At 70.0% G+C, this 23,612-nt stretch carries 19 protein-coding genes and 1 pseudogene; 7 read left to right on the plus strand and 13 right to left on the minus strand.

What is annotated here, in order from left to right; translation table 11 throughout:
• Window positions 1–31 precede the first annotated feature (31 nt).
• Window positions 32–1,381, minus strand: a complete 1,350-nt coding sequence (gene hisS, locus G401_RS0116825) for a histidine--tRNA ligase (protein ID WP_027343432.1) — start codon at window positions 1,379–1,381, stop codon at window positions 32–34.
• A 28-nt stretch (window positions 1,382–1,409) separates the two neighbouring features.
• The gene (locus tag G401_RS0116830; RefSeq protein ID WP_027343433.1) at window positions 1,410–2,093 is read right to left on the minus strand and encodes an MBL fold metallo-hydrolase; all 684 of its coding nucleotides are present in this window, start codon (window positions 2,091–2,093) and stop codon (window positions 1,410–1,412) included.
• Between the two features lie 227 nt (window positions 2,094–2,320).
• Between G401_RS0116830 and G401_RS0116835 the strand changes: the two genes are divergently transcribed.
• Window positions 2,321–3,232: a peptidylprolyl isomerase gene (locus tag G401_RS0116835; protein ID WP_027343434.1), complete on the plus strand. Its 912-nt coding sequence runs from the start codon at window positions 2,321–2,323 to the stop codon at window positions 3,230–3,232.
• Window positions 3,233–3,287: 55 nt separating this feature from the next.
• Complete coding sequence (locus G401_RS46220; protein WP_034591914.1) at window positions 3,288–4,103, plus strand: peptidylprolyl isomerase; 816 nt, start codon at window positions 3,288–3,290, stop codon at window positions 4,101–4,103.
• Between the two features lie 69 nt (window positions 4,104–4,172).
• Here the strand turns inward: G401_RS46220 and G401_RS46225 are convergent, their stop codons facing one another.
• The 8 genes from G401_RS46225 to ruvC form a co-directional block, all read right to left on the minus strand.
• The gene (locus tag G401_RS46225; RefSeq protein WP_407636884.1) at window positions 4,173–6,527 is read right to left on the minus strand and encodes a RelA/SpoT family protein; all 2,355 of its coding nucleotides are present in this window, start codon (window positions 6,525–6,527) and stop codon (window positions 4,173–4,175) included.
• A 285-nt stretch (window positions 6,528–6,812) separates the two neighbouring features.
• Window positions 6,813–7,382: an adenine phosphoribosyltransferase gene (locus G401_RS0116850; RefSeq protein ID WP_027343435.1), complete on the minus strand. Its 570-nt coding sequence runs from the start codon at window positions 7,380–7,382 to the stop codon at window positions 6,813–6,815.
• 87 nt (window positions 7,383–7,469) lie between these two features.
• Window positions 7,470–8,621 carry a protein translocase subunit SecF gene (gene secF, locus G401_RS0116855; RefSeq protein WP_027343436.1) on the minus strand — a complete coding sequence of 384 codons (1,152 nt, stop codon included), beginning with the start codon at window positions 8,619–8,621 and terminating at the stop codon, window positions 7,470–7,472.
• Window positions 8,622–8,623: 2 nt separating this feature from the next.
• Window positions 8,624–10,531: a protein translocase subunit SecD gene (gene secD, locus G401_RS0116860; protein WP_027343437.1), complete on the minus strand. Its 1,908-nt coding sequence runs from the start codon at window positions 10,529–10,531 to the stop codon at window positions 8,624–8,626.
• 107 nt (window positions 10,532–10,638) lie between these two features.
• Window positions 10,639–11,007, minus strand: coding sequence for a preprotein translocase subunit YajC (gene yajC / locus G401_RS46230; RefSeq protein WP_034591917.1), 369 nt, complete (start codon window positions 11,005–11,007; stop codon window positions 10,639–10,641).
• 125 nt (window positions 11,008–11,132) lie between these two features.
• Window positions 11,133–12,254 carry a Holliday junction branch migration DNA helicase RuvB gene (ruvB, locus tag G401_RS0116870; RefSeq protein ID WP_027343438.1) on the minus strand — a complete coding sequence of 374 codons (1,122 nt, stop codon included), beginning with the start codon at window positions 12,252–12,254 and terminating at the stop codon, window positions 11,133–11,135.
• The gene (gene ruvA, locus G401_RS0116875) at window positions 12,251–12,853 is read right to left on the minus strand and encodes a Holliday junction branch migration protein RuvA (protein WP_027343439.1); all 603 of its coding nucleotides are present in this window, start codon (window positions 12,851–12,853) and stop codon (window positions 12,251–12,253) included. Before ruvA ends, ruvB begins: the two co-directional genes overlap by 4 nt.
• Complete coding sequence (gene ruvC, locus G401_RS0116880) at window positions 12,850–13,371, minus strand: crossover junction endodeoxyribonuclease RuvC (RefSeq protein ID WP_027343440.1); 522 nt, start codon at window positions 13,369–13,371, stop codon at window positions 12,850–12,852. Before ruvC ends, ruvA begins: the two co-directional genes overlap by 4 nt.
• A gap of 160 nt (window positions 13,372–13,531) precedes the next feature.
• On the opposite strand from ruvC, the gene G401_RS0116885 reads away from it, so the two are divergent.
• The 3 genes from G401_RS0116885 (at window position 13,532) to G401_RS0116895 (ending at window position 18,559) form a co-directional block, all read left to right on the plus strand.
• Window positions 13,532–14,293: a 3-hydroxybutyrate dehydrogenase gene (locus G401_RS0116885; RefSeq protein WP_027343441.1), complete on the plus strand. Its 762-nt coding sequence runs from the start codon at window positions 13,532–13,534 to the stop codon at window positions 14,291–14,293.
• 11 nt (window positions 14,294–14,304) lie between these two features.
• Window positions 14,305–16,206 (plus strand): helix-turn-helix domain-containing protein, encoded by a 1,902-nt coding sequence (locus tag G401_RS0116890; protein ID WP_211240761.1) that lies wholly within the window; start codon window positions 14,305–14,307, stop codon window positions 16,204–16,206.
• A 1,585-nt stretch (window positions 16,207–17,791) separates the two neighbouring features.
• Window positions 17,792–18,559, plus strand: a complete 768-nt coding sequence (locus G401_RS0116895) for an alpha/beta fold hydrolase (RefSeq protein WP_084557272.1) — start codon at window positions 17,792–17,794, stop codon at window positions 18,557–18,559.
• On the opposite strand, the gene G401_RS46235 is transcribed toward G401_RS0116895, so the two are convergent.
• The 3 genes from G401_RS46235 to G401_RS0116910 all read right to left on the minus strand — a co-directional run bounded on the left by G401_RS46235 (window position 18,560) and on the right by G401_RS0116910 (window position 22,275).
• Window positions 18,560–19,261 (minus strand): TetR/AcrR family transcriptional regulator, encoded by a 702-nt coding sequence (locus G401_RS46235; RefSeq protein WP_064741783.1) that lies wholly within the window; start codon window positions 19,259–19,261, stop codon window positions 18,560–18,562. It abuts the gene before it with no gap.
• 23 nt (window positions 19,262–19,284) lie between these two features.
• Complete coding sequence (locus G401_RS0116905; RefSeq protein ID WP_027343444.1) at window positions 19,285–20,910, minus strand: MFS transporter; 1,626 nt, start codon at window positions 20,908–20,910, stop codon at window positions 19,285–19,287.
• 141 nt (window positions 20,911–21,051) lie between these two features.
• On the minus strand, window positions 21,052–22,275 hold the full coding sequence (locus G401_RS0116910) for a CynX/NimT family MFS transporter (protein ID WP_027343445.1): 1,224 nt from the start codon (window positions 22,273–22,275) through the stop codon (window positions 21,052–21,054).
• A gap of 122 nt (window positions 22,276–22,397) precedes the next feature.
• Here G401_RS0116910 and G401_RS0116915 point away from each other — a divergent pair.
• Together G401_RS0116915 and G401_RS0116920 are read left to right on the plus strand one after the other, a co-directional pair.
• Window positions 22,398–23,053, plus strand: a pseudogene (locus tag G401_RS0116915) (FadR/GntR family transcriptional regulator); the annotation flags it as partial.
• 39 nt (window positions 23,054–23,092) lie between these two features.
• Entirely contained in the window at window positions 23,093–23,587 is a 495-nt protein-coding gene (locus tag G401_RS0116920) for a hypothetical protein (protein WP_027343447.1), read from the plus strand.
• Window positions 23,588–23,612 lie beyond the last annotated feature (25 nt).

Here is a 23,612-nt window from a genome sequence, read left to right on the forward strand (position 1 = left end):
CTTTAAGTTTCTTTATTGATAGCCCGCACGCTCATCCGATCGGACCGGAAACGATCGGGCGAAGATCCTCCGCGGCGGGCTGCCATGTCGTGGCCAGAGCCGGAATCTGGTCGCCCGAGCGGATGTCCTTGACCGAGTCGCCGCCGTCGCCGTCGCCGGTGCCGGCGAACCAGACGTACGGGATGCCGCGGCGCTCGGCGTACTTGATCTGCTTGCCGAACTTCGCGGCCGTCGGCGAGACCTCCACGGCGATCCCCCGCGACCGCAGCGCCGTCGCCGTGCGCATCGCCGCCGGCCGGTCCTCGTCGGCGCTCAGCGCCACCAGGACGACCGTCGGCACCGCCCGGGAGGCCGTGAGCGCGTCGTCCTTGAACAGCAGCCCCAGCAGGCGGCTCAGCCCGATGGAGATGCCGACGCCGGGGAACCGCTCGGTGCCCGAACTCGCCAGGTTGTCGTAGCGGCCGCCGGAGCAGACCGAGCCGAACCGCTCGTACCCCGACAGCTGCGTCTCGTAGACGGTCCCCGTGTAGTAGTCGAGGCCGCGCGCGATCTTCAGCTCCGCGCGGCACAGGCCGGGCGCGTGCGCGCCCGCCGTCTCCACCACCGCGACCAGTTCGGCCAGGCCCTCGTCCAGCAGCGGGTCGCTCACCCCGAGCTTGGCCACGTCGTCGGCGAACGAGGCGTCCGCGGCGGAGATCTCCGCGAGCGCCAGGCACTTCTCCGCGGCCTCCGTGGACACTCCGCCCTTCACCAGTTCCTCGCGTACGCCCTTCGGACCGATCTTGTCGAGTTTGTCGACGATCCGCATCGCCGCCATCGGGTCGGCGATGCCGAGACCGCGGTAGAAGCCCTCCAGGATCTTGCGATTGTTGACCTGGATGACGGCCTTGGGCAGCGGCAGCCCGGCGAAGACGTCGCCGATCACCAGCGGGATCTCGGCCTCGTAGTGCGCCGGCAGCGTGTCGCGGTCGACGATGTCGATGTCGCACTGGAAGAACTCGCGGTAGCGGCCCTCCTGCGGCCGCTCGCCCCGCCACACCTTCTGGATCTGGTAGCGGCGGAACGGGAAGTTCAGCTTGCCGGAGTTCTCGACGACGTACCGGGCGAACGGCACCGTGAGATCGAAGTGCAGCCCGAGCTGCCCGTCACCGGCGCCGCGCGGCTCATCGGCCTCGGCCTGCAGCCGGCGCAGGAGGTAGACCTCCTTGGACGTCTCGCCCTTGCTCAGCAGGGTGTCCAGCGGCTCGACGGCCCGGGTCTCCAGGGACGCGAACCCGTGCAGTTCGAACGTACGCCGGATGTGGTCCAGGAAGTTCTGCTCGACGACGCGCTGCGCCGGGGTCCACTCCGGGAAACCGGAGATGGGAGCGATCTTGCTCATGATGGAAGTCTCCGAAAGATGTCGTGTCTTAGAGGCCGCGGTGCGGAGCGGGGACGAGCTCCCGCAGGTACGGGTTGCTCACACGCTCGCGGCCGATGGTCGTGCGCGGTCCGTGGCCGGGCAGCACGATCGTGGCGTCGTCGAGCGGCAGGACCTTGTCCCGCAGGCTCGCCATCATCCGATCCGTGTCGCCGCCCGGCAGGTCGGTCCGTCCGATCGAGCCCGCGAACAGCACGTCGCCGCTGAAGCACAGCGGCCCGTCGGCGCTGGGGGCCCGGAACATGACCGACCCGCCGGTATGGCCGGGCGCGTGGTCGACCGTGATGCTCAGGCCGGCGATCTCCATCACGCCGCCGTCGGGCAGCTCGGCGACGTCGGCGGGTTCGGCGTACGGCAGGCGGCCGCCGAACATGGAGCTGAGATCGACCGACAGCGCCTTGGCCGGATCGGCGAGCAGTTCCCGGTCCGCCGGGTGGATGTACGCCGTCAGCCCGCGGCCGTCGCACACCGGCGCGACCGAGAAGGTGTGGTCGAGATGGCCGTGGGTCAGCAGGACCGCGACGGGGTGCAGCCGGTGCTCGGCGAGAACCTCGTCCAGTTGTGGCACTACGCCGATGCCGGGGTCGACGACGACACACTGCTCGCCCGGCCCGGTGGCCACGACATAACAATTGGTGCCGAATATCTCCGACGGGAACCCCGCGACCAGCACGCTCTTCTCCTTCGGCTTTCCCAGGGCTTTTTCAGACAGCCGCAGCACAATGACCGGCGCACGACGGTGCATCCGGTTCGCGTAGGGAGAGCCTATCTGGCAGGACACAGCGACTTTCCGTACACTCGCACGGACTGTGCGGGAGTGGCGTGGCACACTCCGGTACGAAACGGTCGATGGACCCACCGAGTGCCGATCGGCGTAGACACACAAGGAGGGGAGCTCTCGTGGCTTCCAGCAGAACCCGCGCGCGCAAGCTGGCCCGCGCCAAGCTCAACCGGCAGATGACCCGGCGTGCCGATCAGCAGCGGCGTGGCCGACAGGTCAAGGCCGGTCTGGCCGTGGTTCTCGCCCTCGCCGTCGCCGGCCTCGGAACCGCGTGGCTCCTCGGAGCCTTCGACAAGAAGGTCACCCCGACGCCCCAGGCCCAGTGTGCCTGGACGACGCAGTCGACGGAGGCCAACGCCGACCTCAAGGACGTCGGCCAGCCGCCGGTCACCGGACTGCCCGACACCGGCACCGGGGTCATGGCGGTCACCCTCAGCACCGGCACCGTGAAGATCAGCCTCGACCGCGCCGGTTCGCCGTGCGCCGCGGGCAGCCTCGCGTACCTGGCGACCAAGAGCTACTTCGACAACACGCCGTGCTTCTCGCTGACCCACTCCGCGGCCGACGGCTACGCGCTCACCTGCGGCGACCACACCGGCAAGGGCACCGGCGGCCCGACCTACACGTTCTACAACGAGCAGGTCGCCCCGCAGGCCAGCACCGCGCCGTCGGCGGCGGCGTCCGCCTCGGCCAGCGCGGCCGCGACCCCCTCCGCGGCCCCCGCGACGTACGCCTTCTACAAGGCCGGCACCGTCGTGATGAACCCGTCGGTCAGCGGCAGCCAGTTTATGATCTTCTACAAGGACTCGACGCTGGACACCTCGACCCACAACTACTCCGTCGTGGGGCAGGTCTCCTCGGGCCTGGAGGCGATCGATACGATCGCCAAGGCGGGCACCGTGAACAACGATGCCGGCGCCGACGTGAAGCCCAAGAACGCCGTCACCGTGCAGACGCTGACGGTCGCCGACGGCCCGTCGCCGAGCGCCGCGCCGTCGACCCAGCCGAGCGCCACGGCCTCGGCGTCCTGACCCCGTACCGACGTACCGACACCCATACGCCATAAACCGCTCGGAGGATCCAGCCATGACGCCCACCAGGGAACGCCAGCGCGCGGCGGCCCGCGCCCGCCTGGAGCGGGAGATGTCCGCTCGTGCTGAGGCCGCGCAGGTGCGGCGTAAGCGCAACGCGTACGTCGGGGCGGGTCTCGCCGTCCTCATCCTCCTCGTGGGCGGCGGGTACGCCACGTACGCACTGACCCGGCCGGAGAAGAAGCCGGCCCCGGCCGCGGCCGCGCCGGACTGCACCTGGATCCCGGACGACGCGTCGCAGAACCCGGCGCTCAAGGACGTCGGCACGCCGCCGACCTCCGTCGCCAAGGCCGGTACGCAGACCCTGACGCTCAACACCAACCTCGGCCAGATCGAGATCCAGATGGACGTCAAGGGCGCGCCGTGCACCTCGGCGAGCATGGCGTACCTGGCCGGGATGAAGTTCTACGACGGGACCAAGTGCCACCGGCTGGTGACCGAGGGCTTCAAGATCCTGCAGTGCGGCGACCCGGCCGGCAACGGCTCCGGCGGCCCGACCTACAAGATGGCCGAGGAGAACCTGCCGGTCAACCAGAACCCGACCTACACCCGGGGCATGGTCGCGATGGCGAAGACCCAGGAGGCCAACTCCACGGGCAGCCAGTTCTTCATGATCGACGCGGACATCTCGGCCCAGAACCTGCCGGCCCAGTACACTGTGCTCGGCAAGATCACGAAGGGCCTGGACATCCTGGACAAGGTCGTCAAGGACGGCGCGGTGGGCGCCGACGGCAAGGCGACCGGTGACGGCGCCCCCAAGGACACGATCAAGTTCGACACCGTGACCGCCGGAGCCGTCAGCGCCAGCTGATCCCGCCCCGCACAACGCGAACCGCCCCGGACCACTGGTCCGGGGCGGTTTCTTTCTTGTCTGTGGCCGTTAGGCCCCGGACGTCACCCGGTACGCGTCGAACACCCCGTCGACCTTGCGGACGGCGTTCAGCAGGTGGCCCAGGTGCTTCGGGTCGGCCATCTCGAAGCTGAACCGGCTGACCGCCACCCGGTCACGGGTGGTGGTGACCACGGCCGAGAGGATGTTGACCCGCTCCTCCGACAGCGCCTTCGTCACGTCGGCGAGCAGCCGCTGCCGGTCGAGCGCCTCGACCTGGATGGCGACCAGGAACGTCGAGCCCGCCTTGGGCTTCCACGTCACCTGCACCATCCGCTCGGGCTGGTCCTGCAGATCCTTGGCGTTGGCGCAGTCCATGCGGTGCACGCTGACCCCGCCCGACCGGGTGACGAAGCCGAACACGTCGTCGCCGGGGACCGGCGTACAGCAGCGGGCCAGCTTGATCCAGACGTCGCTGACGCCCACCACCACCACGCCCGGGTCCTGATTGGACTGCCGGTTGCGCGACGGCCGCGTCGGGACGGCCGTCTCGGCCATGTCCTCGATCGCGCCCTCTTCGCCGCCGAACGAGGTCACCAGGCGGGCCACGATCGACTGGGCGGACACCTGGCTCTCGCCGACCGCCGCGTACAGCGAGGCGACGTCGGGCAGGTTCAGCTCGCGGGCGATCGCCATCAGGGCCTCGGCGGTCAGCATCCGCTTCAGCGGCAGGCCCTCCCGGCGCAGGGACCGGTTGAGCGCCTCCTTGCCCTGCTCGATCGCCTCGTCGCGGCGCTCCTTCTTGAAGTACTGCCGGATCTTCGTACGCGCCCGCGGCGACTTGACGAAGCCCAGCCAGTCCTGGGTCGGGCCGGCGTTCTCCGACTTCGACGTGAAGATCTCCACGACGTCGCCGTTGGACAGCACCGACTCCAGCGGCACCAGCTTGCTGTTGACCCGCGCGCCGATGCACCGGTGGCCGACGTCGGTGTGCACCGCGTACGCGAAGTCGACCGGGGTCGAGCCCACCGGCAGCGCCCGCACGTCGCCCTTGGGCGTGAAGACGTAGACCTCCTGGCTCGACAGGTCGAACCGCAGCGCGTCGAGGAACTCGCTCGGGTCGCTCGCCTCTCGCTGCCAGTCCAGCAGCTGCCGCAGCCAGGTCATCTCGTCGATATGCGCGGGCGGGCCGACGACCGTCGCCGCCTTGTTCTCCTTGTACTTCCAGTGCGCCGCGATGCCGTACTCCGCGGTGCGGTGCATCGCGTTCGTCCGGATCTGCATCTCCACCGGCTTGCCGCTCGGCCCGATCACGGTCGTGTGCAGCGACTGGTACATGTTGAACTTCGGCATCGCGATGTAGTCCTTGAACCGGCCCGGAACAGGCTGCCAGTTCGCGTGGATCACACCCAGCGCCGCGTAGCAGTCCCGGACCGTCTCCACCAGGATCCGCACGCCGACCAGGTCGTAGATGTCGTTGAAGTCGCGGCCCCGCACGATCATCTTCTGGTACACCGAGTACAGGTGCTTCGGCCGACCGGTGACCTCGCTCTTGATCTTCGACGCCCGCAGGTCGCCGGTGACCTTGTTGGTCACCTGGCGCAGCAACGCCTCCCGCTGCGGCTGGTGCTCGTCGATCAGGCGCTTGATCTCGTGGTAGCGCTTCGGGAACAGCTGCTCGAACGCGAGATCCTCCAGCTCCCACTTGATCGTGTTCATGCCCAGCCGGTGCGCCAGCGGGGCCAGGATCTCCAGCGTCTCCTTCGACTTCTGCTCGCGCTTCGGCGCCGGCAGGAAGTTCAGCGTACGCATGTTGTGCAGGCGGTCGGACAGCTTGATGACGAGCACCCGCGGGTCCTTGGCAGTGGCCACGACCATCTTGCGGATCGTCTCGGCCTTCGCGGCGTCGCCGAGCTTCACCTTGTCCAGTTTGGTCACGCCGTCGACCAGCAGCGCCACGCTCTCGCCGAAGTCGGCGCGTACGCCGTCCAGGGTGTAGGGCGTGTCCTCGATCGTGTCGTGCAGCAGGGCCGCGACCAGCGTGGTCGTGTCCATGCCCAGACCGGCGAGCACCCCGGCGACGGCGAGCGGGTGCGTGATGTAGGGGTCGCCCGACTTGCGGTACTGCCCCTCGTGCCACTTGTGCGCGGTCTCGTACGCCTGCTGCAGCGCCCGGACGTCGGCCTTGGGGTGCCAGCGCCGGTGCTCCGTGATCAGCGGGGCCAGTTCCTCGGCGACCAGAGTGGACTGCCACGGCGCGTTGAACCGGGACAGGCGGGCGCGCACGCGCCGACCCGACGGAGCACCGTTCAAAATGCTCAGCGGGTTGGTCTGCGTCGTCTCCGCGTCGACCGGTTCGAGCGCGCTACGCCCCGCCGCGACCGCCGGATCGGGATCCGGAGCGATCGTGGCCAGCGTCTGGGCACTGGGTCGGCGCACCGGCACGACGTCGTCGTTCTGGGCGCTGACCTGCTCCTGGGCGTTCACGGCATCGACAGGATCGGTGGACACCAGCCGCTCCTCACACCTCGCCCGGCATTGTCGCCGTTCGACGATGCCCCAGGCGAGGACCCCATCTTACCCAGCGGAGGCCTTCCTGCCGACTACACGGCCGGTGGCCGGTTCCCAGGTGGCACTTCCGCGTCGTCTGTCCGATTCACGGCGTACACCGGGGTGTGGCGTTGTGACCCGTCAGACGGTCAGCAGCGCGTGCAACGGCCGCCCCGCCAGTCGGTCCCGGCCGTGCAGGAAAGCGAGCTCCATGAGCACAGTGAGACCCGCCACGGCACCGCCCGCCTGTTCGACGAGGCTGAGCGTCGCCTCGGCCGTCCCGCCGGTGGCGAGTACGTCGTCGACGACGAGGACCCGCTGGCCGGGCTGGAACGCGCCCTCGCTGACCTCCAGCACCGCCTGCCCGTATTCGAGGTCGTACGCGGCGGAGTAGGCGACCCGGGGCAGCTTGCCGGCCTTGCGGACGGGCACGACCCCGACACCGGCCGCGTACGCGACGGCGGACGCGATGACGAAGCCGCGCGCCTCCACTCCGACGACGACGTCGAAGCCCCGATCACCGGTGGCGCCGTAGTGCCCGACGATCGCGTCGATGACGGCCCGGAACCGGTCGCCGTCGGCGAACAGCGGGGTGAGGTCCTTGAACAGGATGCCCGACTTGGGGAAGTCGGACACGTCGAGGACGCCCTCGGCGACCAGCTTCGCCACGTCGGTTCCGCTGTCGCCCCGGTACTGCACTGTTTCCGTCACGGGCCAACTCTATCGGCCGCCGGCGTCCGCGTACGAAAGCGCCCCGGGCACCGGGCCCGGGGCGCTTCGAGGGAACTTCGTGGCGGGTTACCGCCGCTTGGGTGCCGACGGCCGTACGCCGCCCTTGCCGCTGCCGCTGCCGGACTTCTTGCCCTGCGGCCGGGCGCCCGGACGCGGTGCCGCGGTACCGGCCAGAGCCGGCTCCTCGCCCGCCTTCTGGACCGGGGCGGTGTCGGACAGGCCCTTCGACTTCAGCGCCTCGCGCCGCGCCAGTACGCGCTGCGTGTGCGTCGCGATCCGCGGCTCGTAGCCCTTGAGGGTCACGAGAACCGGGGTCGCGAAGAAGATCGACGAGTAGACCGCGGTGCCCATACCGATGAACAGCACCAGACCGAGGTCCTTGAGCGTGCCGGCGCCGAGCAGGCCGGCGCCGATGAACAGCAGACCGCCGACGGGCAGCAGGGAGACCAGGCCGGTGTTGATCGACCGCATGAGGGTCTGGTTGACGGCCAGGTTGGCCGCCTCGGCGTAGGTCGTCGTGCTGCTGCCGGTGATGCTGCGGGTGTTCTCCTGGACCTTGTCGAACACCACGACGACGTCGTAGAGCGCGAAACCGAGGATCGTCAGGAAGCCGATCACCGTCGACGGCGTCACCTCGAAGCCGACGATCGAGTAGACCGCCGCGGCCGTGACGAGGTCGAAGGCCAGCGACGCGAGCGCCGCCACCGCCATCCGCCACTCGAACCGGATGACCAGATAGACCATCACCACGACCAGGAAGATCACGAGGCTGAGGAGCGCCTTCTCCGTGACCTGCTGACCCCAGGCACCCGACACGATGTCCGTGCTGATGGTGTCCTTGGAGATGCCGAGCTCGCTGGCCAGCGCCGCCTTGACGGTGTCGACCTGCCCGGTCTCCATCGGCGTGGTCCGGATCTTGTACGCCGGCGATCCGCCGCCCAGCTGCTGGGCGGTGCCGACCTTCGCCTCGGGGTCGACCTTGGTGATCTGCTCGCCGAGCTTGTCCGAGACCGTGGTCATCGAGCCTGCGCTGGCGGGGATGGTGTACTCGACACCACCCTTGAACTCGATACCGGCCGTGAATCCCCGGGCGAAGAAGCTGATCAGCGCGATCAGCAGCACCGTGCCGGCGACCGCGAACCACACCTTCTTCTTGCCGATGATGTTGAGGCCGGCCTCACCGCGGTAGAGGCGTGTCGCCAAACCCGTCTTAGCCATGGTCAGGCCTCCTTGGCCCGGTAGCGACGGGTCTCGCCGGGGGCGGCCTCGTCATCGTCTTCGTTCTGCTGATGCAGCACCCGGCCCAGACCGCTGACGCGCGGCGAGAGGAAGGCGTTCGTACGCGCGAACATCGCCATGATCGGGTGCCGGAAGAGGAACACCACGATGAGGTCGATGAGGGTCGCGAGGCCCAGCGCGAACGCGAAGCCCTTCACCGCACCGGCGGAGAAGAGGAACAGCACGACGGCCGCCATGATCGACACCGTGTTGGCGGTGATGATCGTACGCCGGGCGCGGACCCAGGCCCGCGGAACGGCCGAACGCGGTGTCTTGCCTTCGCGGATCTCGTCCTTGAGTCGCTCGAAGTAGATGACGAACGAGTCCGCCGCGACACCGAGTGAGACGATGAAACCGGCGATGCCCGCGAGCGTCAGCGTGAAGCCCATCGTCCGGCCGAGGACCACCAGCATGCCGAAGGTCAGCAGGCCGGACAGGATCAGCGACAGGAAGATGACCGTGCCGAGCAGGCGGTAGTAGAAGAACGCGTAGACCGCCACCAGCAGCATGCCGATGCCGGCCGCCAGCAGACCGGCCTTGAGCTGGGCCTGGCCGAGCGTCGCGGTCACGTGCACGGCCTGGTCGGCCTTGAAGGTGATCGGCAGCGCGCCGTAGTTCAGCTTGTTCGCCAGGTCGGTCGCGGTGTCCGAGGTGAAGTTGCCGGTGATGCTGGAGTTGTCGGACAGGACGTCCAGGATCTCCGGCGCGGAGATGACCTGGTTGTCCAGGACGACGGCGACGCGGCAGTTCTGCTTGGTGCCGCCCAGGGCGGCCGTCTCGCAGGTGGCGCCGGTCTTGTTGACCGACTCCTTGGTCAGGTTGGTCCACTTGTCCTGGCCGTCGCCCTTGAACTTGAGGCTGACGGTCCACTCCGGCTGCTGCGAGTTCGGCGCCACGGCCTGGGCGCTGCCGATGTCGGTGCCCTTGACCTTCGCGACGTCCAGCATCTCCTTGGCGCCGCTGTCACACGCCACGACCTGCTGGTCGGCCTTGTTGATGGAGCCGATCGGGCGCTTGTCCAGCGCGGTGCAGCCGATCTGCGGCACGTTGAACTGCATCTTCGCCGGCAGGATGGCGACCTCGTTGGGGGTCAGCTTGGCGAAGTTCGCGAACGGGGCGGCGCCCGACGGGTCGGTCGAGAGGTCGACCGGCGCGGTCAGCGCCATCGCGGCGTTCCATGCGGCGTCGCCGACCTTGGCCTTCACCTTCGCCTGCGCGGCGGCGTCCTCGGGGTCGAGCACCGGCTCCGGGGAGGCGGAGGTGCTCGGCGCGGCCGAGGCGGACGGGGCCGGGCTCGCCGACGCGGAGGCGGCGGCGCCGCCACCCTGGCCGCCGGTGGAGGCGCTGGCCTTGGGCGAGGCGGAGGCGGCCGTGCTCGGCTTGGCCGAGGCCGAGGTGCTGGGCTTGGCGGACGTCGAGGCGCTCGGCTTCGCGGAGGTGCTGGCACTCGGCGAGGCGGTGGCCGCCGCGAGGGCGTCGGCGTAGTCCTGCGTCACGTTGAGCACCTTGCGGAAGTACATCTGCGCGGGCTGGCCGACGTCGTTCAGGTTGGTGCTGTCGTTGCCGGGGATCGAGATGACGATGTTCTTGTTGCTCTCGGTCACCACCTCGGCCTCGGCGACGCCGTAGCCGTTGACGCGATCTTCGATGATCTGGCGCGCCTGCTCCAACTCGGTCGAGCTGGGCGCCTTGCCTTGCGCCTCCAGCGTCATCTGCAGGCCGCCGACGAGGTCGAGACCGAGCCGGGGGTGCAGCCGGTTGTGCCAGCTGCCCGAGCCGCCGAGGAAGACGATCAGGTAGAGGAGGACGAAGAGGCCGGCGAGAACGGCGAGCTGCCGTCCGGGCCTCATCTGTCCTTGTGGTGGTGCCACGGCTCGGGTCTCCTTGGATGACAGGGTCAGGTGGGTGAACCCCGGCGCCAGGGGCGGCGGCGCCGGGGAGGGGTCTCAAGCGAGCGTCAGCGGCCCTGCTCGACGACGTGCGCGGCGGCGTCGTCGGCGTCGGTCTCCTCGGCCGTCTCGGCCTCGGGCTCGGCGGCGGGGGCCTTGACCACCCGGGCGACGGCGGCGCGCTCGAAGCGGGCCACGACACCGGGAGCGATCTCCAGCGAGATCTGGTCGCCGTCGATGGCGGCGACGGTGGCATGCATGGCGTCGATGGTGATCACTTCATCGCCGACCGACACGTTCCGCTGAAGCTCCATGGCCTCACGGCGGCGCTTGCTCTGCGGCCGGATGATCATGAAGTACATCAGGGCGGCCATCAGGCCGAGAAAGAGCAGCGTGGGCAGCGCGCTGCCGCCCGAGGAACCTGCCGCGAGGTGCACGGTGTCGACCTTCCGTTAGCCAGCGGCGATACGTCGGCACTGGCGAAAATGTGTCCGTCCGGACCGCGGCGAGTCTAGTCGGTATGGCGCCAAACGCCACACCCCCCGTGGCGATCACATTACGATCACGGCACGTTGTCGGCTTCGCCCTCGGTACTGAACAGGTCCGGCAATGCTCCGGAGCCGCCGGAAAACATACCATTTACAGCTGAATGACCAACAGCCTGTGAACCTGCTGTCAATGGCGGCACGGCCGGCGCCGGCAGGCCCAGATGACGCCAGGCCGCGAGGGTCGCCACCCGCCCCCGGGGCGTACGCGCGAGCAGGCCGGCCCGGACCAGGAAGGGCTCGCAGACCTCGGCGACCGTCTCCGGCTGCTCGCCCACCGCCACGGCCAGCGTGGACAGGCCGACCGGTCCCCCGCCGAACGTCTCGACCAGGGCCGCCAGGACCGCCTTGTCCAGCCGGTCGAGCCCGAGATCGTCGACGTCGTAGACGCGCAGGGCCGCCTTCGCCGCCGCCAGGGTGACCACGCCGTCGGCCCGGAGCTCGGCGTAGTCGCGTACGCGCCGCAGCAGCCGGTTGGCGATCCGGGGTGTGCCCCGCGACCGCCCGGCGATCTCCACGATCCCGTCCAGCTCGGCCGGCACTCCGAGGATCTTCGACGACCGGTGCAGCAGGGTCGCCAGCTCGTCGCCCGAATAGAACTCCAGGTGCCCGACGAAGCCGAACCGGTCGCGCATCGGCCCGGTCAGCAGGCCGGCCCGGGTGGTCGCACCGACCAGCGTGAACGGCTCCACGTCCAGCGGGATCGCGGTCGCGCCGGGCCCCTTGCCGACGATGACGTCGACCCGGAAGTCCTCCATCGCGGAGTAGAGCAGTTCCTCGGCCGGCTTGGCGATCCGGTGGATCTCGTCGATGAACAGCACGTCGCCGGCGGCCAGGCTGGTCAGGATGGCCGCCAGGTCGCCCGAGCGCTCGATCGCCGGGCCGCTGGTCATCCGCAGGTTCCCGCCCAGCTCGGCCGCGACGATCATGGCCAGCGTGGTCTTGCCCAGCCCCGGCGAGCCGGAGAAGAGGATGTGGTCCGGCGGCGAACCCCGGCGCAGAGCGCTGTGCAGGAGGACTTCGAGCTGCTCGCGTACGCGTTCCTGGGCGACGAACTCGGCCAGCCGTTTCGGCCGGACGGTCGCCTCGGCGTCGCGTTCCTCCGGCGACGCGAGCGCGCTGACGAGCGACTCGCTCATCGGGCCCGTCCGAGCAGCTTGATCGCCTGCCGGAGGAGCACGGGCACGGCCGGGGTCGGGCCGTCCTCCAGCGACGAGGCGACCGAGGTGATCGCGTGGTCGGCCTGGCTCGCCGTCCAGCCGAGCCCGACGAGCCCCTGGCGGACCTGGTCCTGCCAGGCGAGCTGGCGAGGTACGCCGGCCGCCGCACCGGGGGTCACCGGGCCGACCTTGTCGCGCAGTTCGAGGATGATCCGCTCGGCGCCCTTCTTGCCGATCCCGGGCACCTTCGTCAGTACGCCGAGCTCGCCCGAGGCGATCGCGTTGCGTACGACGTCGGGGTTGTGCACGGAGAGGACAGCCTGCGCGACCCGCGGGCCGACACCACTGACGGTCTGGAGAAGGTCGAAGAGCTCGCGCTCGTCGTCGTCGGCGAAACCGTAGAGGGTGAGGGCGTCCTCGCGGACGATGAGGCTGGTGGACAGCCGGGCGGCCTGGCCGACGCGCAGCCCGGCGAGGGTCGTGGGCGTGCAGAACACGGCGAGTCCGACCCCGCCGACCTCGATCACCGTGCGGTCGGCGCCGACCGACGCGACCTGACCCGCCACGCTCGCGATCATCGGGCACCTCTCTGCAGTCGGACGGCCGCGGCCACCTTATCCTTCGTGCCGCCGCGCCAGACGTGGCAGATGGCCAGCGCCAGCGCGTCGGCGGCGTCGGCCGGCCGGGGCGGCGCGGCGAGCTTCAGCAGGCGGGTCACCATCATGGTCACCTGCGCCTTGTCGGCGGTGCCCGAGCCGGTCACGGCCGCTTTGACCTCGCTCGGCGTGTAGAGGCTCACGGGCAGGCCCGCGCGGGCGGCGGCCAGGATCGCCACCGCGCCCGCCTGGGCGGTGCCCATGACGGTACGCACATTGTGCTGGCTGAAGACCCGCTCGACGGCCACGCCCTGCGGCTGGTACTCGGCGATCAGCTGGGTCAGCCGGTTGTCGAGGTTCAGCAGGCGCAGCGAAAGTTCCAGATCGGGCTCGCTCTGCACGACCTCGTAGTGGATCGGTGTGCAGGTCCGGCCGGGTACGCCTTCGACGACGCCGACGCCGCACCGCGTCAGCCCCGGGTCGACGCCGAGCACCCGCACGTTTTCCTCCCCCTGCCGTACGCCTGTACGACACCTTAGCGGTCCCGGACACCGCGCCCGCCGCGACACCCGGTACGCCGATGTTCCACACCGATACCCCCTGAGGTGTGTCGGGCGGACACATGTGCCGATCCGGGGACGCGCTCGTAGGTTCACCGCCATGACCTCGATCGTCCAGCTCGACCTCTCCGGCCGGACCGCCCTCGTCACGGGCGCCGGCAGCGGCATCGGCCGAGCCTGCGCCACCCGCCTCGCCGCGGCCGGCGCGCACGTCCTGGTGCTGGACCGCGACGGCGACGCGGCCCGCGCGACGGCCGGGGCGATCGGCGGCACCGCGCTGGAGGTCGACCTGAGCGAGGCCGACGCCGTCGAGGCCGTTCCCGCGGCGGTCGACGTCGTGGTGAACAACGCCGGGCTGCAGTACGTGTCGCCGATCGAGGACTTCCCCGCCGACCGGTACGCGTACATCCAGCGGGTCATGGTGACGGCGCCGTTCCTGATGATCCGCCGGGCCCTCCCCCACATGTACGCCGCCGGCTGGGGCCGGATCGTCAACATCTCCTCGGTGCACGGGCTGCGGGCGTCGCCGTTCAAGGCCGCCTATGTCACCGCCAAACATGGTCTGGAGGGCCTGAGCAAGGTGACGGCGCTCGAAGGCGCCCCGCACGGCGTGACGGCCAACTGCGTGTGCCCGGCCTATGTGCGTACGCCCCTGGTCGAGGCACAGATCGCGGACCAGGCCCGGGCGCACGGCATCCCGGCGGACGAGGTGGTCGAGAAGATCATGCTGGAGCGGGCGGCCATCAAGCGGCTGATCGAACCGGAGGAAGTCGCCGAACTCGTCGCATACCTCTGCACGCCGGCCGCCTCCTTCATCACCGGAACCTCGATCGCGATGGACGGCGGATGGACGGCGCACTGAGAATTGCCCGCATGACGCCGCTGGTGCACCTCCTGGAACTGCTCGAACGCGAGGCGAGCCCGGTCGAGTTCGAGGCCCCGCTCCTGCGGGCCCGCGCCGACGGTACCGCCACCGCCGAGCTGGAGGCGGCCAAGAACAGCGCGCTGCGCGTACGGGCGCTGCTGGAGCGGCGGCGACGGCGCGAACTCGAATTGTCCGGGCTCTACGACACCGCCAGCGACCTCGCCGGCCTGCGGGATCTCGACAGCGTCCTGACCGCGATCGTCCACCGGTCGCGCATCCTGCTGGGCACCGACACCGCGTACCTCACGCTCAACGACCCCGAGCAGGGCGACACCTACATGCGGGTCACCGACGGCTCCATCTCCGCGCGCTTCCAGCAGCTGCGCCTGCCGCTCGGCGGCGGCCTCGGCGGGCTCGTCGCGCAGACCGGCACGCCCTACGCCACCGCCGACTACGCCGCCGACGCGCGCTTCCGGCATCTCGGCGACGTCGACGAAGGTGTACGCGAAGAGGGGCTGGTCGCGATCCTCGGCGTACCGCTGCGGCTGGGCGCCCGGGTGATCGGCGTGCTCTTCGCGGCCAACCGGACGGCCCGGCCGTTCGCCCGCGAGGAGATGGCCCTGCTGGGCTCGCTGGCGGCGCATGCCGCGGTGGCCATCGACACCGCCCGGCTGCTCGCCGAGACGCAGGCCGCCCTGGCCGAGCTGTCGGCCGCCAACGAGGTGATCCGGGCCCACACCGAGTCGGTCGAGCGGGCCGCCGAGGCGCACGACCGCATGACCTCCCTGGTCCTGCGCGGCGGCGGCGTCGAGGACGTGGCCGCGGCGGTCACCGCCACGCTCGGCGGCACCCTGCTCGTCCTGGACACCGACGGGCGTACGCTCGCCGGCGACCTGCCCGCCCCGGAACCGAGGGCCCTGGCCGAGGCGGTGTCCGCGTCGCGCGCCGAGGGCCACGCCGTACGCCGATCCGACCTCTGGTACGCCGCGGTCGTGGCCGGCACCGAGAACCTGGGCGCGCTGGTGTTCCGCCCCGGCAGCCCGCTGGCCGACGCCGACCAGCACATCTTGGAGCGGGCCGCGCTGGTGACCGCGCTCGTCCTGCTCTTCAAGCGCAACGTGGCCGAGGCCGAGGGCCGCGTACGCGGAGAGCTCCTCGACGACCTGATCGCCCGCCCGGTACGCGACGCCGAAGCCCTCCGCTCGCGCGCCCGCCGGATCGGCGTGGATCTCGACGCCGACCACGTCCTCGTGGCGGTCGGCGACGACTCCTTCGCCGGAGCGACCGTCTCCCCCGGCGCGGCCCGGCAACGGGCGGCCTCATGGGCGGCGACCTACGCGGCCACGCGCTCCGGACTGGCGGCGGCCCGCGACGGCCGCCTCGTCCTCATGCTCCCCGGGTCGGACGCGGGCGGTGCGGCCCGCGCGATCGCCAAGGACCTCGGCCGCATCCTCGGTACGCCCGTCACCGCCGGCGCCTGCGGTCCGGCGCGCGGGCCCGGTGCGCTGGCTCAGGCGTACAAGGAGGCGGAACGCTGCGTGACCGCGTTGCTGGCACTGGGCCGGGCGGGCGAGGGATCGTCCACATCGGAGCTTGGTTTCGTGGGCCTGCTGCTGGGAGCGGTGACCGACGGCGGTGACCATGGGGTGGCGAAGTTCCTGCAGCACGCCATCGGACCGGTCGTGGACTACGACACCCGCCGCGGTACGGCGCTGGTCAAGACCCTGGAATGCTACTTCGGCGCGGGCGGCAGCCTCGCCCGCGCGGCGGAGCAGCTGCACGTCCACGTCAACACGGTCACCCAGCGCCTGGACCGCGTCGCCCAACTCCTCGGCACCGACTGGCAGCGGCCCGAACGCGCCCTGGAAGTGCAGCTGGCCCTCCGCCTCCACCGCCTCCGCACCACGTAACTCCCCCGGCGCTCCTGTCACCGCATCTCTTGCATGATCGAGGTGGCTTGCATGATCGAGGGTCTCAGCGATGTGGCCGCCGGTGCTCGCCTGGTCGTTGGCCGGGTCCTGATGCGGGGGGAGCGATCCATCGCGTCGGATCCTCGCAGGTGGCCTGGACCGGGCCTGGGCTTTGTCGCGGCTGTCCGGTATGGAGGCTGTCCGATGCGTCCGGGGTGTGGCTCTCTCATGGGTCGGGGTGTCGCTGGGCCTCGATCCAGTACCCGGATGCTGTAGTAGTGGATCTCTGTGGCGTGATCAGGTTCCCTGGAGCTGCGGATTCTGCCTGTTTTCTGCAGGATTTGGGAACTTGATCATGCCTTCACGTCTGCTCGATCATGCCTGCACGTCTGATGGGGCGATCACTGTCCTGAGTGATCATTTACCGCTATTACGGCGGGACGCGGCAGATAGCCTTGATCAAGTACCGTCTATTCGGCAAAGGAGGGCCCGCCCGCCGTAATGACGGTATTTGATCAAGGAAATCGGCGTCGCGATGCCGTTATAGCGGTACTTGATCAAGGTGATCGTGTCGCGGGTGGGGACGAAGTTGTCGGCCCCGACGGATCACCCACACAGGCAACCGGAGAGCCGAACATTCGCGCAAGATCGTTGCGGCTGGGGGCGGACATTCGCGCAAGATCGTCACCGCCGGGGGATCGAGACCCCACCCCCGGCCGCCAGCCTCACCCCCGGCCGCCGGCCTCACCCCCGGCCGCCGGCCTCGGCCCCGGCCGCCAGCCTCACCCCCCGGCCGCCAGCCTCGGCCCGGGCTGCCGGCCTCACCCCCGGTCGGCGGCCGCGCGTCTGTCGCTGTCGCCGTGTTCGGCGTCTCGCACTCTTTGCGACTTTGTCGCGACTGTCCGATATGGACATTCGGCGGCGCCGAATCTGGCCGCGGTGATCGTTTGCGGGTGCGATGTAATTTTCGGGCACGTTCCCTCGATCCAGTGCGGCCGAGATGTAGCTATGGGCCGGTTTCCCCCATCTGAACCGTTTGGATCATGGGCGAGGGGTGCGGTTGGACATCTGGACCGCTGTGGATCACGCCTGAGCCGTCCACCCCCGGGTCGGGGTCCGTGGTGCGGGAACGATCTTCCGCCCAGTGGACAGCCGTCGTCGACCTGCTGATCGTTTACGGCTGGGGTGTAGATCCGGCCCGATCTGCATGATCGATGACGCCTCAGGCGTAGCCGGAGACGGTCAGCGCACTCCGGAACCGTAAACGATCATGCGCGGGGTGGCCGTATTTACACCGCAGCCGTCAACGATCACCCCGTTCGACGGCCCGCCGCCGCACATACCGGACAGTCGCGACAAAGGCCGGGGTGAAGGGGTAGACGGTGACCGGACGACGGTGAAGGATGCGTCGCCCCACTCAGGTGGCAGTGGAGTCCCCGGAGCGAAGCGATAGGGGCGGAACGGTCTCCCGCGGGAGGAGCGGAGGTGAGATCGACGAACCCGGGACCAGAATTTGATCTTAAATTTAAGATCATGGGCACGCTCCCAAGCAACCTAAGTGGAGGCCCGGCGCGTTCTTGTGCGCATGCTGCGCTTCACAAGATCCCTCGTCGCCCTCCTCGCCACCGGTCTCGCCTTGACAGCGTGCGGCGGAGGTAAGCCCGCCGCGAGTCCGTCGCCAGCGGTCAGGGCGGGACTCGACTGCGAGGAGCTGACCGCCGACGGCAAGCCCGTGCACTTCGGAAAGGATGCCGGCGCCGACCTCTACGGCCTCGTCTTCGGCACGGGGAAGACGGGGATCGTCATCCTGCACATGTACGGCGACGACGTCTGCCAGCCGACTCCGTTCGCCAAGGTGCTGGCGGGCGACGGCTACCGGGTGCTGGTGTTCGACTTCGCCGGTTTCGGCGTCTCGACGGCGGCCGGCGCCTCGCGCGACGACCAGGTCGCGGCCGCCGTGGCGACCTTGCGGGGCGAGGGGGTGGCCGACGTGGCGCTGGTCGGCGGTTCGATGGGGGCGACCACGACGCTCGGGGTGGCGGCGGACATCAAGCCGCCGCTCAAGGCGGTCGTCGCGCTGTCGCCGCCGATCTCGTTCGACAGCGACAACTCGATCTCCGGTGCGGCCCGGCTGACGATGCCCGCGCTGATCGCCTGCGGCGAGTACGAGCCCGACTATCCCGGCTACGTCAAGGACATCGGCGACGCGATCCCGAAGTCCGTGCCGCACACGGTGACCATGGTGTCCGGCAGTTCCTCGCACGGACTGGCGCTGACCGACCCGTACATCGGGGACAAGGCGTTCGCGCAGTCGGTCGTGGATTTCCTGAAGAAGTACGCCCCGGTGGCGTGATCAGCGCGCCGAGCGCTCCTGGCGGCGGGCCTGCTCCCGGTCGGAGCGGGCCTGCCGGCGGTCGCCGTCCCGCACGACGCGCTCGTCGTCCCGGGCCGTGTACGCCGGGGCGGCCAGCCCTTCCAGCAGCGCGTCGACGACCCGCTCCGGAAGCGTCTCGTCGTCGACGTTGGGGTTCCACCCGAACATGCGCTGCATGACGACGGGACCGGTCAGCAGCAGCGTGGTGAGTTCGATGTCGAGATCCGGCCGCAGTTCGCCGGACTCGATCCCCCGCCGGAGCACCTCGCGCGTACGCTCCCGGCGCGGCTCGACGAACGACTGGTAGAGGAAGCGCAGATCCGGGTTGCGCGAGACCTCCGGCAGCAGGCACGGGAACACCTGCGTCGCCCGGGGATCGCTGGCGCCGACCGAACCCAGCCCGGCGATCAGGTCCTCGCGGACGGTCGCGCCCTCGACGAGCGGGACCGGCTGCTTGAGCGTACTGACGGCCTCGACGAGGAGCTCGTTCTTGCCCGCCCAGCGGCGGTAGATCGTGGCCTTGCCGACGCCGGCCCGGGCGGCGATCGCCTCGATGGACAGCTCCGCGATCGGGACGCCTTCCGCCAGAAGATCCAGCGTGGCGTCGATGATCGCCTCATGCGCACGGGTGCTCCGCGGCCGGCCTGCCGTCCGCGGAGCACCCAAAGCGAGGTCGTTCATGGTGAACTAAACCTTACCCCTGATCAACCGATCTCGACCGCTTCGAGGGCCAGCTCCGGGCTGAGCTCCTCGTCCGGCTTGGCCGGTGCCTTGGCGGCCGGAGCGGCGGTCTTCGCCTTGCCCGGCAGCCAGAGCAGTACCACGATCAGGCCCACCAGGCCGACGAGCGCCGAACCGATGGCCGCCGCGTGCACGGCCGAGACGAACGCGTTGTCGGCCGCCTTGATCAGAGCGGGCGCGAAGCCGGCGAACGGCGTACCGCCGAGGTTCTCGGCGACGGCGTGGGCACCGGCGATCGACTCGCTGATGGCGGCCTTGGCCGGCGCCGGGGCGCCCGCCGGAACCTGGGCGACCGTGTCGCTGATGTTGCTCCGGTAGACCGACGACAGCACCGAGCCGAGCACCGCGACGCCGAGAGCGCCGCCGACCTGGCGGACGGTGTTGTTGACGGCCGAGCCGACGCCCGCCTTCTCCCGCGGCACCGACGCCATCACGGCCTCGGTCGCCGGCGGCATGATGTTGGCCATGCCCGTGCCGAAGACGAAGAACATCACCAGCAGGATCCACATCGGGCTGTCGGTGCCGACGAGCAGGTAGCCCAGCGTCGCGACGGACACGATCGAGATGCCCACCGCGCTGACCAGCTTGCCGCCGAACCGCTTCACCATGCCCGCCGACAGCGGCGCGAAGATCATCTGAGCCGCCGCGAACGGCAGCATCAGCAGGCCGGTCTGCAGCGGCGAGTAGCCCCGGACCAGCTGCATGTAGAACGAGATGAAGAAGAACACGCCCATCGCGGCGAAGAACGAGATGCCCACCAGGCTCACCGCGGCGGCGAACCGCGGGATCTTGAACAGCGACACGTCCAGCGCGGGATACTGCGTACGCGACTCCCACCAGACGAAGACGCCCAGCGTGATCACGCCCAGCGCGGTCCACGCCCAGACGCTCGGGGTGTCGAATCCGGACTGGCCACCGTCGATGATGCCGTAGACCAGGGCCGCGAGGCCGACGATCGACAGCAGTACGCCGAGGAAGTCGATCCGGCCCGGCTGCGGGTTCTTCGAGTCCGGCACGATCCACAGTACGAAGATCAGGCCGATGGCGATGATCGGCAGGTTGATCATGAAGATCGAGCCCCACCAGAAGTTCTCCAGCAGCGCGCCGCCCACGATCGGGCCGACGGCCACACCGATGCCGACCGCGCCGGCCCAGGCGCCGATGGCCTTGGCCCGCTCCTTCGGGTCGAACACGTTGGTGATGATCGGCAGCGTCGTCGCCATGATGGCCGCGCCGGCGAGACCCATCGCTGCCCGGGCCGCGATCAGCTGGCCGGGATCCTTCGCGTACGCCGAGACGAGCGAGGTCAGCGCGAACAGCACGAGGCCGGCGACGAGGACCTTCTTGCGCCCGAGCCGGTCACCGAGGACGCCGAAGGTGAACAGCAGCCCGGCGAAGACCAGGGTGTAGGAGTTGATCGCCCATTCGAGCTGGCTCTGGCTGGCGCCGAGGCCGTGCTGCGGGTCGGCGAGGACCTTCAGGGCCACGTTGAGAACGGTGTTGTCGAGCACCACCACGAGTAGTGAGACAACCAGCACCGCGAGGATGGCCCATCGCCTCGGGTGCCCGGTGTTCGTCTGTGTCTCCACGACTGTTTCCCCCAGGATTGCTTAACCTTTACGAAACGGAACGGTCCCGTCTCGCATAGCGGAGACGCTACTCCCCGCAGATGCGATACGGAACCGTTCCGTTTCATTTGTGTCCCCGGTCACGACCGGGAATAGCCCAGCTCAGTCTTCGATGAAGCGCGGGCGGGCCGCGAAGATCCCCGTCACCGCCTGCACGCAGGCCGCGATCGCCAGCAGCACCATCGGGACCGCCCAGCCGCCGGTCACGTCGTACAGGACCCCGACCAGGAACGGGCCGAGCGCCGCGATCAGGTAACCCACGCTCTGCGCGAACGCCGACAGCGCCACCGTGCCCTGCGCCGTCCGTGCCCGCATGCCGATCATGGCCAGCGCCAGCGGGAACGCGCTCTGACCGAGCGCCAGCAGCACCACCCAGACCACCGCACCGCCGTGCGGCGCGAGCGCGAGGCCGGCGTACGAGGCGATCATCGCGGCCGAGGTCAGCAGCACCAGCCAGCGCAGGTCCCTCATCCGCCCGGCGAGCGTCGGCATGAACAGCGCCAGCGGTACGCCCACCGCCGTCACCCCGGCCAGCAGCAGCCCCGCCTGCGCGGGCGTGAACGCCGAGTCCCGGAACACCTGCGCGAGCCAGCCCATGGTGGCGTACCCGCTGAGGGCCTGGGCGCCGAAGAAGACGGCCATCGCCCAGCCGAGCCGCGTACGCCCCGGGCGGACCCGGTCGACCGCCGCGACCGGTGCCGGACGGCCGCCGGCCGAGCGCCGGAATCCCTCCCGCAGCCAGGGGAACATCGCGACGACGGCGATGACGGCCCACACGCCGAGCCCGGCCCGCCACGAGCCGAACGCGTCGGCGATGGGGACGGACGCGGCCGAGGCTGCGGTCGTCCCCGCGACGAGGGTCATCGTGTAGACCCCGGTCACCAGACCGGCCCGGGCCGGGAAGTGGGTCTTGACGAGCATCGGCAGCAGCACGTTGGCGACCGCGATGCCGGCCAGGGCGAGCGCGCTGAGCAGCACGAACAGCACCGCGGAATCGGTGAGCGCCCGCAGCACCTCGCCCGCCGCGAGCGCACCCATCGCCCCCACCAGTACGCGTGACGCCGAGAACCGCCGCGTCAGTGCGGGGGTCAGCGCGCCGAATCCGGCGAAGGCGAGCGCCGGCAGGGTGGTCACGATCCCGGCGAGGGTGCCGGACAGGTGCAGGCCGACGCGTACCTCGTCGAGCAGGGCGCCGAGGCTGGTGATGGCCGCGCGCAGGTTCAGGGCGACCAGCAGGATGCCGGCGAGGATCAGGGCGGGGGCGGCGGCGGCGCGGTGCGAAGGTACTGCGGAGGCACGGTGCGCGGGTACGGCTGGCGCGGACATACATCCGATCGTAGAATGATGGGATGAATTTGCGGAGCGTCTTGTAAGCACCGCCACAGCGACCGGTCCGGGGACACGCCGCGGACCACTGACAGACCGACGGGGGATGATGTCCGGCATGAGCTTGCAGTCCGCCTCGCGCCAGCCGCTCGTGACCCAGGTGGCCGAGCAGCTGCGGGCGCAGATCGCGGCCGGCGAGTGGCCGGTCGGCAGCCGCATCCCGACCGAGACCGACCTGGTCGCCGCGTTCGGCGTCGGCCGCAACACCGTCCGCGAGGCCGTCAACGCGCTCGTGCACGCCGGGGTCCTCGAACGGCGGCAGGGCTCGGGCACCTTCGTGACCGCCGCCGACGAGCTGACCGGACCGCTGAGCCGCGCCGTCGCCGACGCGCACCCCAGCGAGGCCATCGAGGTCCGCCGCGCCTTCGAGGTCGAGGCCGCCCGGCTGGCCGCCCTCCGGCGTACACCTGAAGATCTGTCCGCAATGGACGCGGCGCTCGCGGCGCGGGAAGAGGCGTGGCAGGCCGGCGACGCCGCGGAGTTCGTCGAGGTCGACGCGCAGCTGCACATGATCGTGGTCCGCGCCGCCCACAACGACATGCTCGCGGACCTGTACAGCTCGTTCGGCGCGGCCCTGCGGGCCAGCATCCTGCGCAGTTTCAACGGGAAGCTGACGCCGGAGACCTACTGCGACCACAGCGAGCTGATCGCGGCGATCCACGCGGGCGACCCGATGCGGGCGGCGACCGCGGCCGGGTCCTATCTGGAGATCGCCTGAACGTTTATCGTTCATCAACCAACGGGTATGGCGCGCGGCATGGCAGCATTCTCCCGCTACAGGAGCGCGACGGGCGCCGGTACGCTCGCCGCTTTCCTCCTGGTACTCATCTTCGGCAGCCCCTGGTACCGGGACTGGGCGGCCGCGCACACCAGCGCCGGAACAGCCGGCGGCTGGTTCCTCCGGCTGCTCGCCTGGCCCGCGTGGAGCTTCAACACCAACGACTCCCTGGGCGACGTGCTGGCCAACGACATCAAGGCGATCCTGGTCGTCGTGCTGACCTGGCTGTTCCTCAAGCTGACCGTGGGCGAGCAGCTCGCCCGGGCCCGGGGCACCCTCGCCCAGCTGTTCGCGGGATGGTCGTCGTACATCTTCGCGGCCGGGCTCGCGGCGCTGATCACGACGTTCATCAAGTCGAATCCGTCGCTGCTGGGGGCGTTCCAATCGGCGGGGAGCGGCGCCATGTACGGGCTGTTCGTCGGCTGGATCATCGGGTTCGCGGCGCTGGGGAACTACCGGGGTAGCGGTAGTTGATCTGCTGAGTTGCCCGTTCGCCCTT

It is taken from the genome of Hamadaea tsunoensis DSM 44101, from assembly GCF_000428945.1.
Lineage (GTDB): Bacteria > Actinomycetota > Actinomycetes > Mycobacteriales > Micromonosporaceae > Hamadaea > Hamadaea tsunoensis.

Bases quoted from the DNA above. Each gene is read 5' to 3' on its own strand.
- hisS (WP_027343432.1), bottom strand. From the start codon at position 1,381: ATGAGCAAGATCGCTCCCATCTCCGGTTTCCCGGAGTGGACCCCGGCG.
- G401_RS46220 (WP_034591914.1), top strand. From the start codon at position 3,288: ATGACGCCCACCAGGGAACGCCAGCGCGCGGCGGCCCGCGCCCGCCTG.
- secF (WP_027343436.1), bottom strand. From the start codon at position 8,621: ATGGCTAAGACGGGTTTGGCGACACGCCTCTACCGCGGTGAGGCCGGC.
- secD (WP_027343437.1), bottom strand. From the start codon at position 10,531: ATGAGGCCCGGACGGCAGCTCGCCGTTCTCGCCGGCCTCTTCGTCCTC.
- ruvB (WP_027343438.1), bottom strand. From the start codon at position 12,254: ATGAGCGAGTCGCTCGTCAGCGCGCTCGCGTCGCCGGAGGAACGCGAC.
- ruvA (WP_027343439.1), bottom strand. From the start codon at position 12,853: ATGATCGCGAGCGTGGCGGGTCAGGTCGCGTCGGTCGGCGCCGACCGC.
- G401_RS0116885 (WP_027343441.1), top strand. From the start codon at position 13,532: ATGACCTCGATCGTCCAGCTCGACCTCTCCGGCCGGACCGCCCTCGTC.
- G401_RS0116890 (WP_211240761.1), top strand. From the start codon at position 14,305: ATGACGCCGCTGGTGCACCTCCTGGAACTGCTCGAACGCGAGGCGAGC.
- G401_RS0116895 (WP_084557272.1), top strand. From the start codon at position 17,792: ATGCTGCGCTTCACAAGATCCCTCGTCGCCCTCCTCGCCACCGGTCTC.
- G401_RS46235 (WP_064741783.1), bottom strand. From the start codon at position 19,261: ATGAACGACCTCGCTTTGGGTGCTCCGCGGACGGCAGGCCGGCCGCGG.
- G401_RS0116910 (WP_027343445.1), bottom strand. From the start codon at position 22,275: ATGTCCGCGCCAGCCGTACCCGCGCACCGTGCCTCCGCAGTACCTTCG.
- G401_RS0116920 (WP_027343447.1), top strand. From the start codon at position 23,093: ATGGCAGCATTCTCCCGCTACAGGAGCGCGACGGGCGCCGGTACGCTC.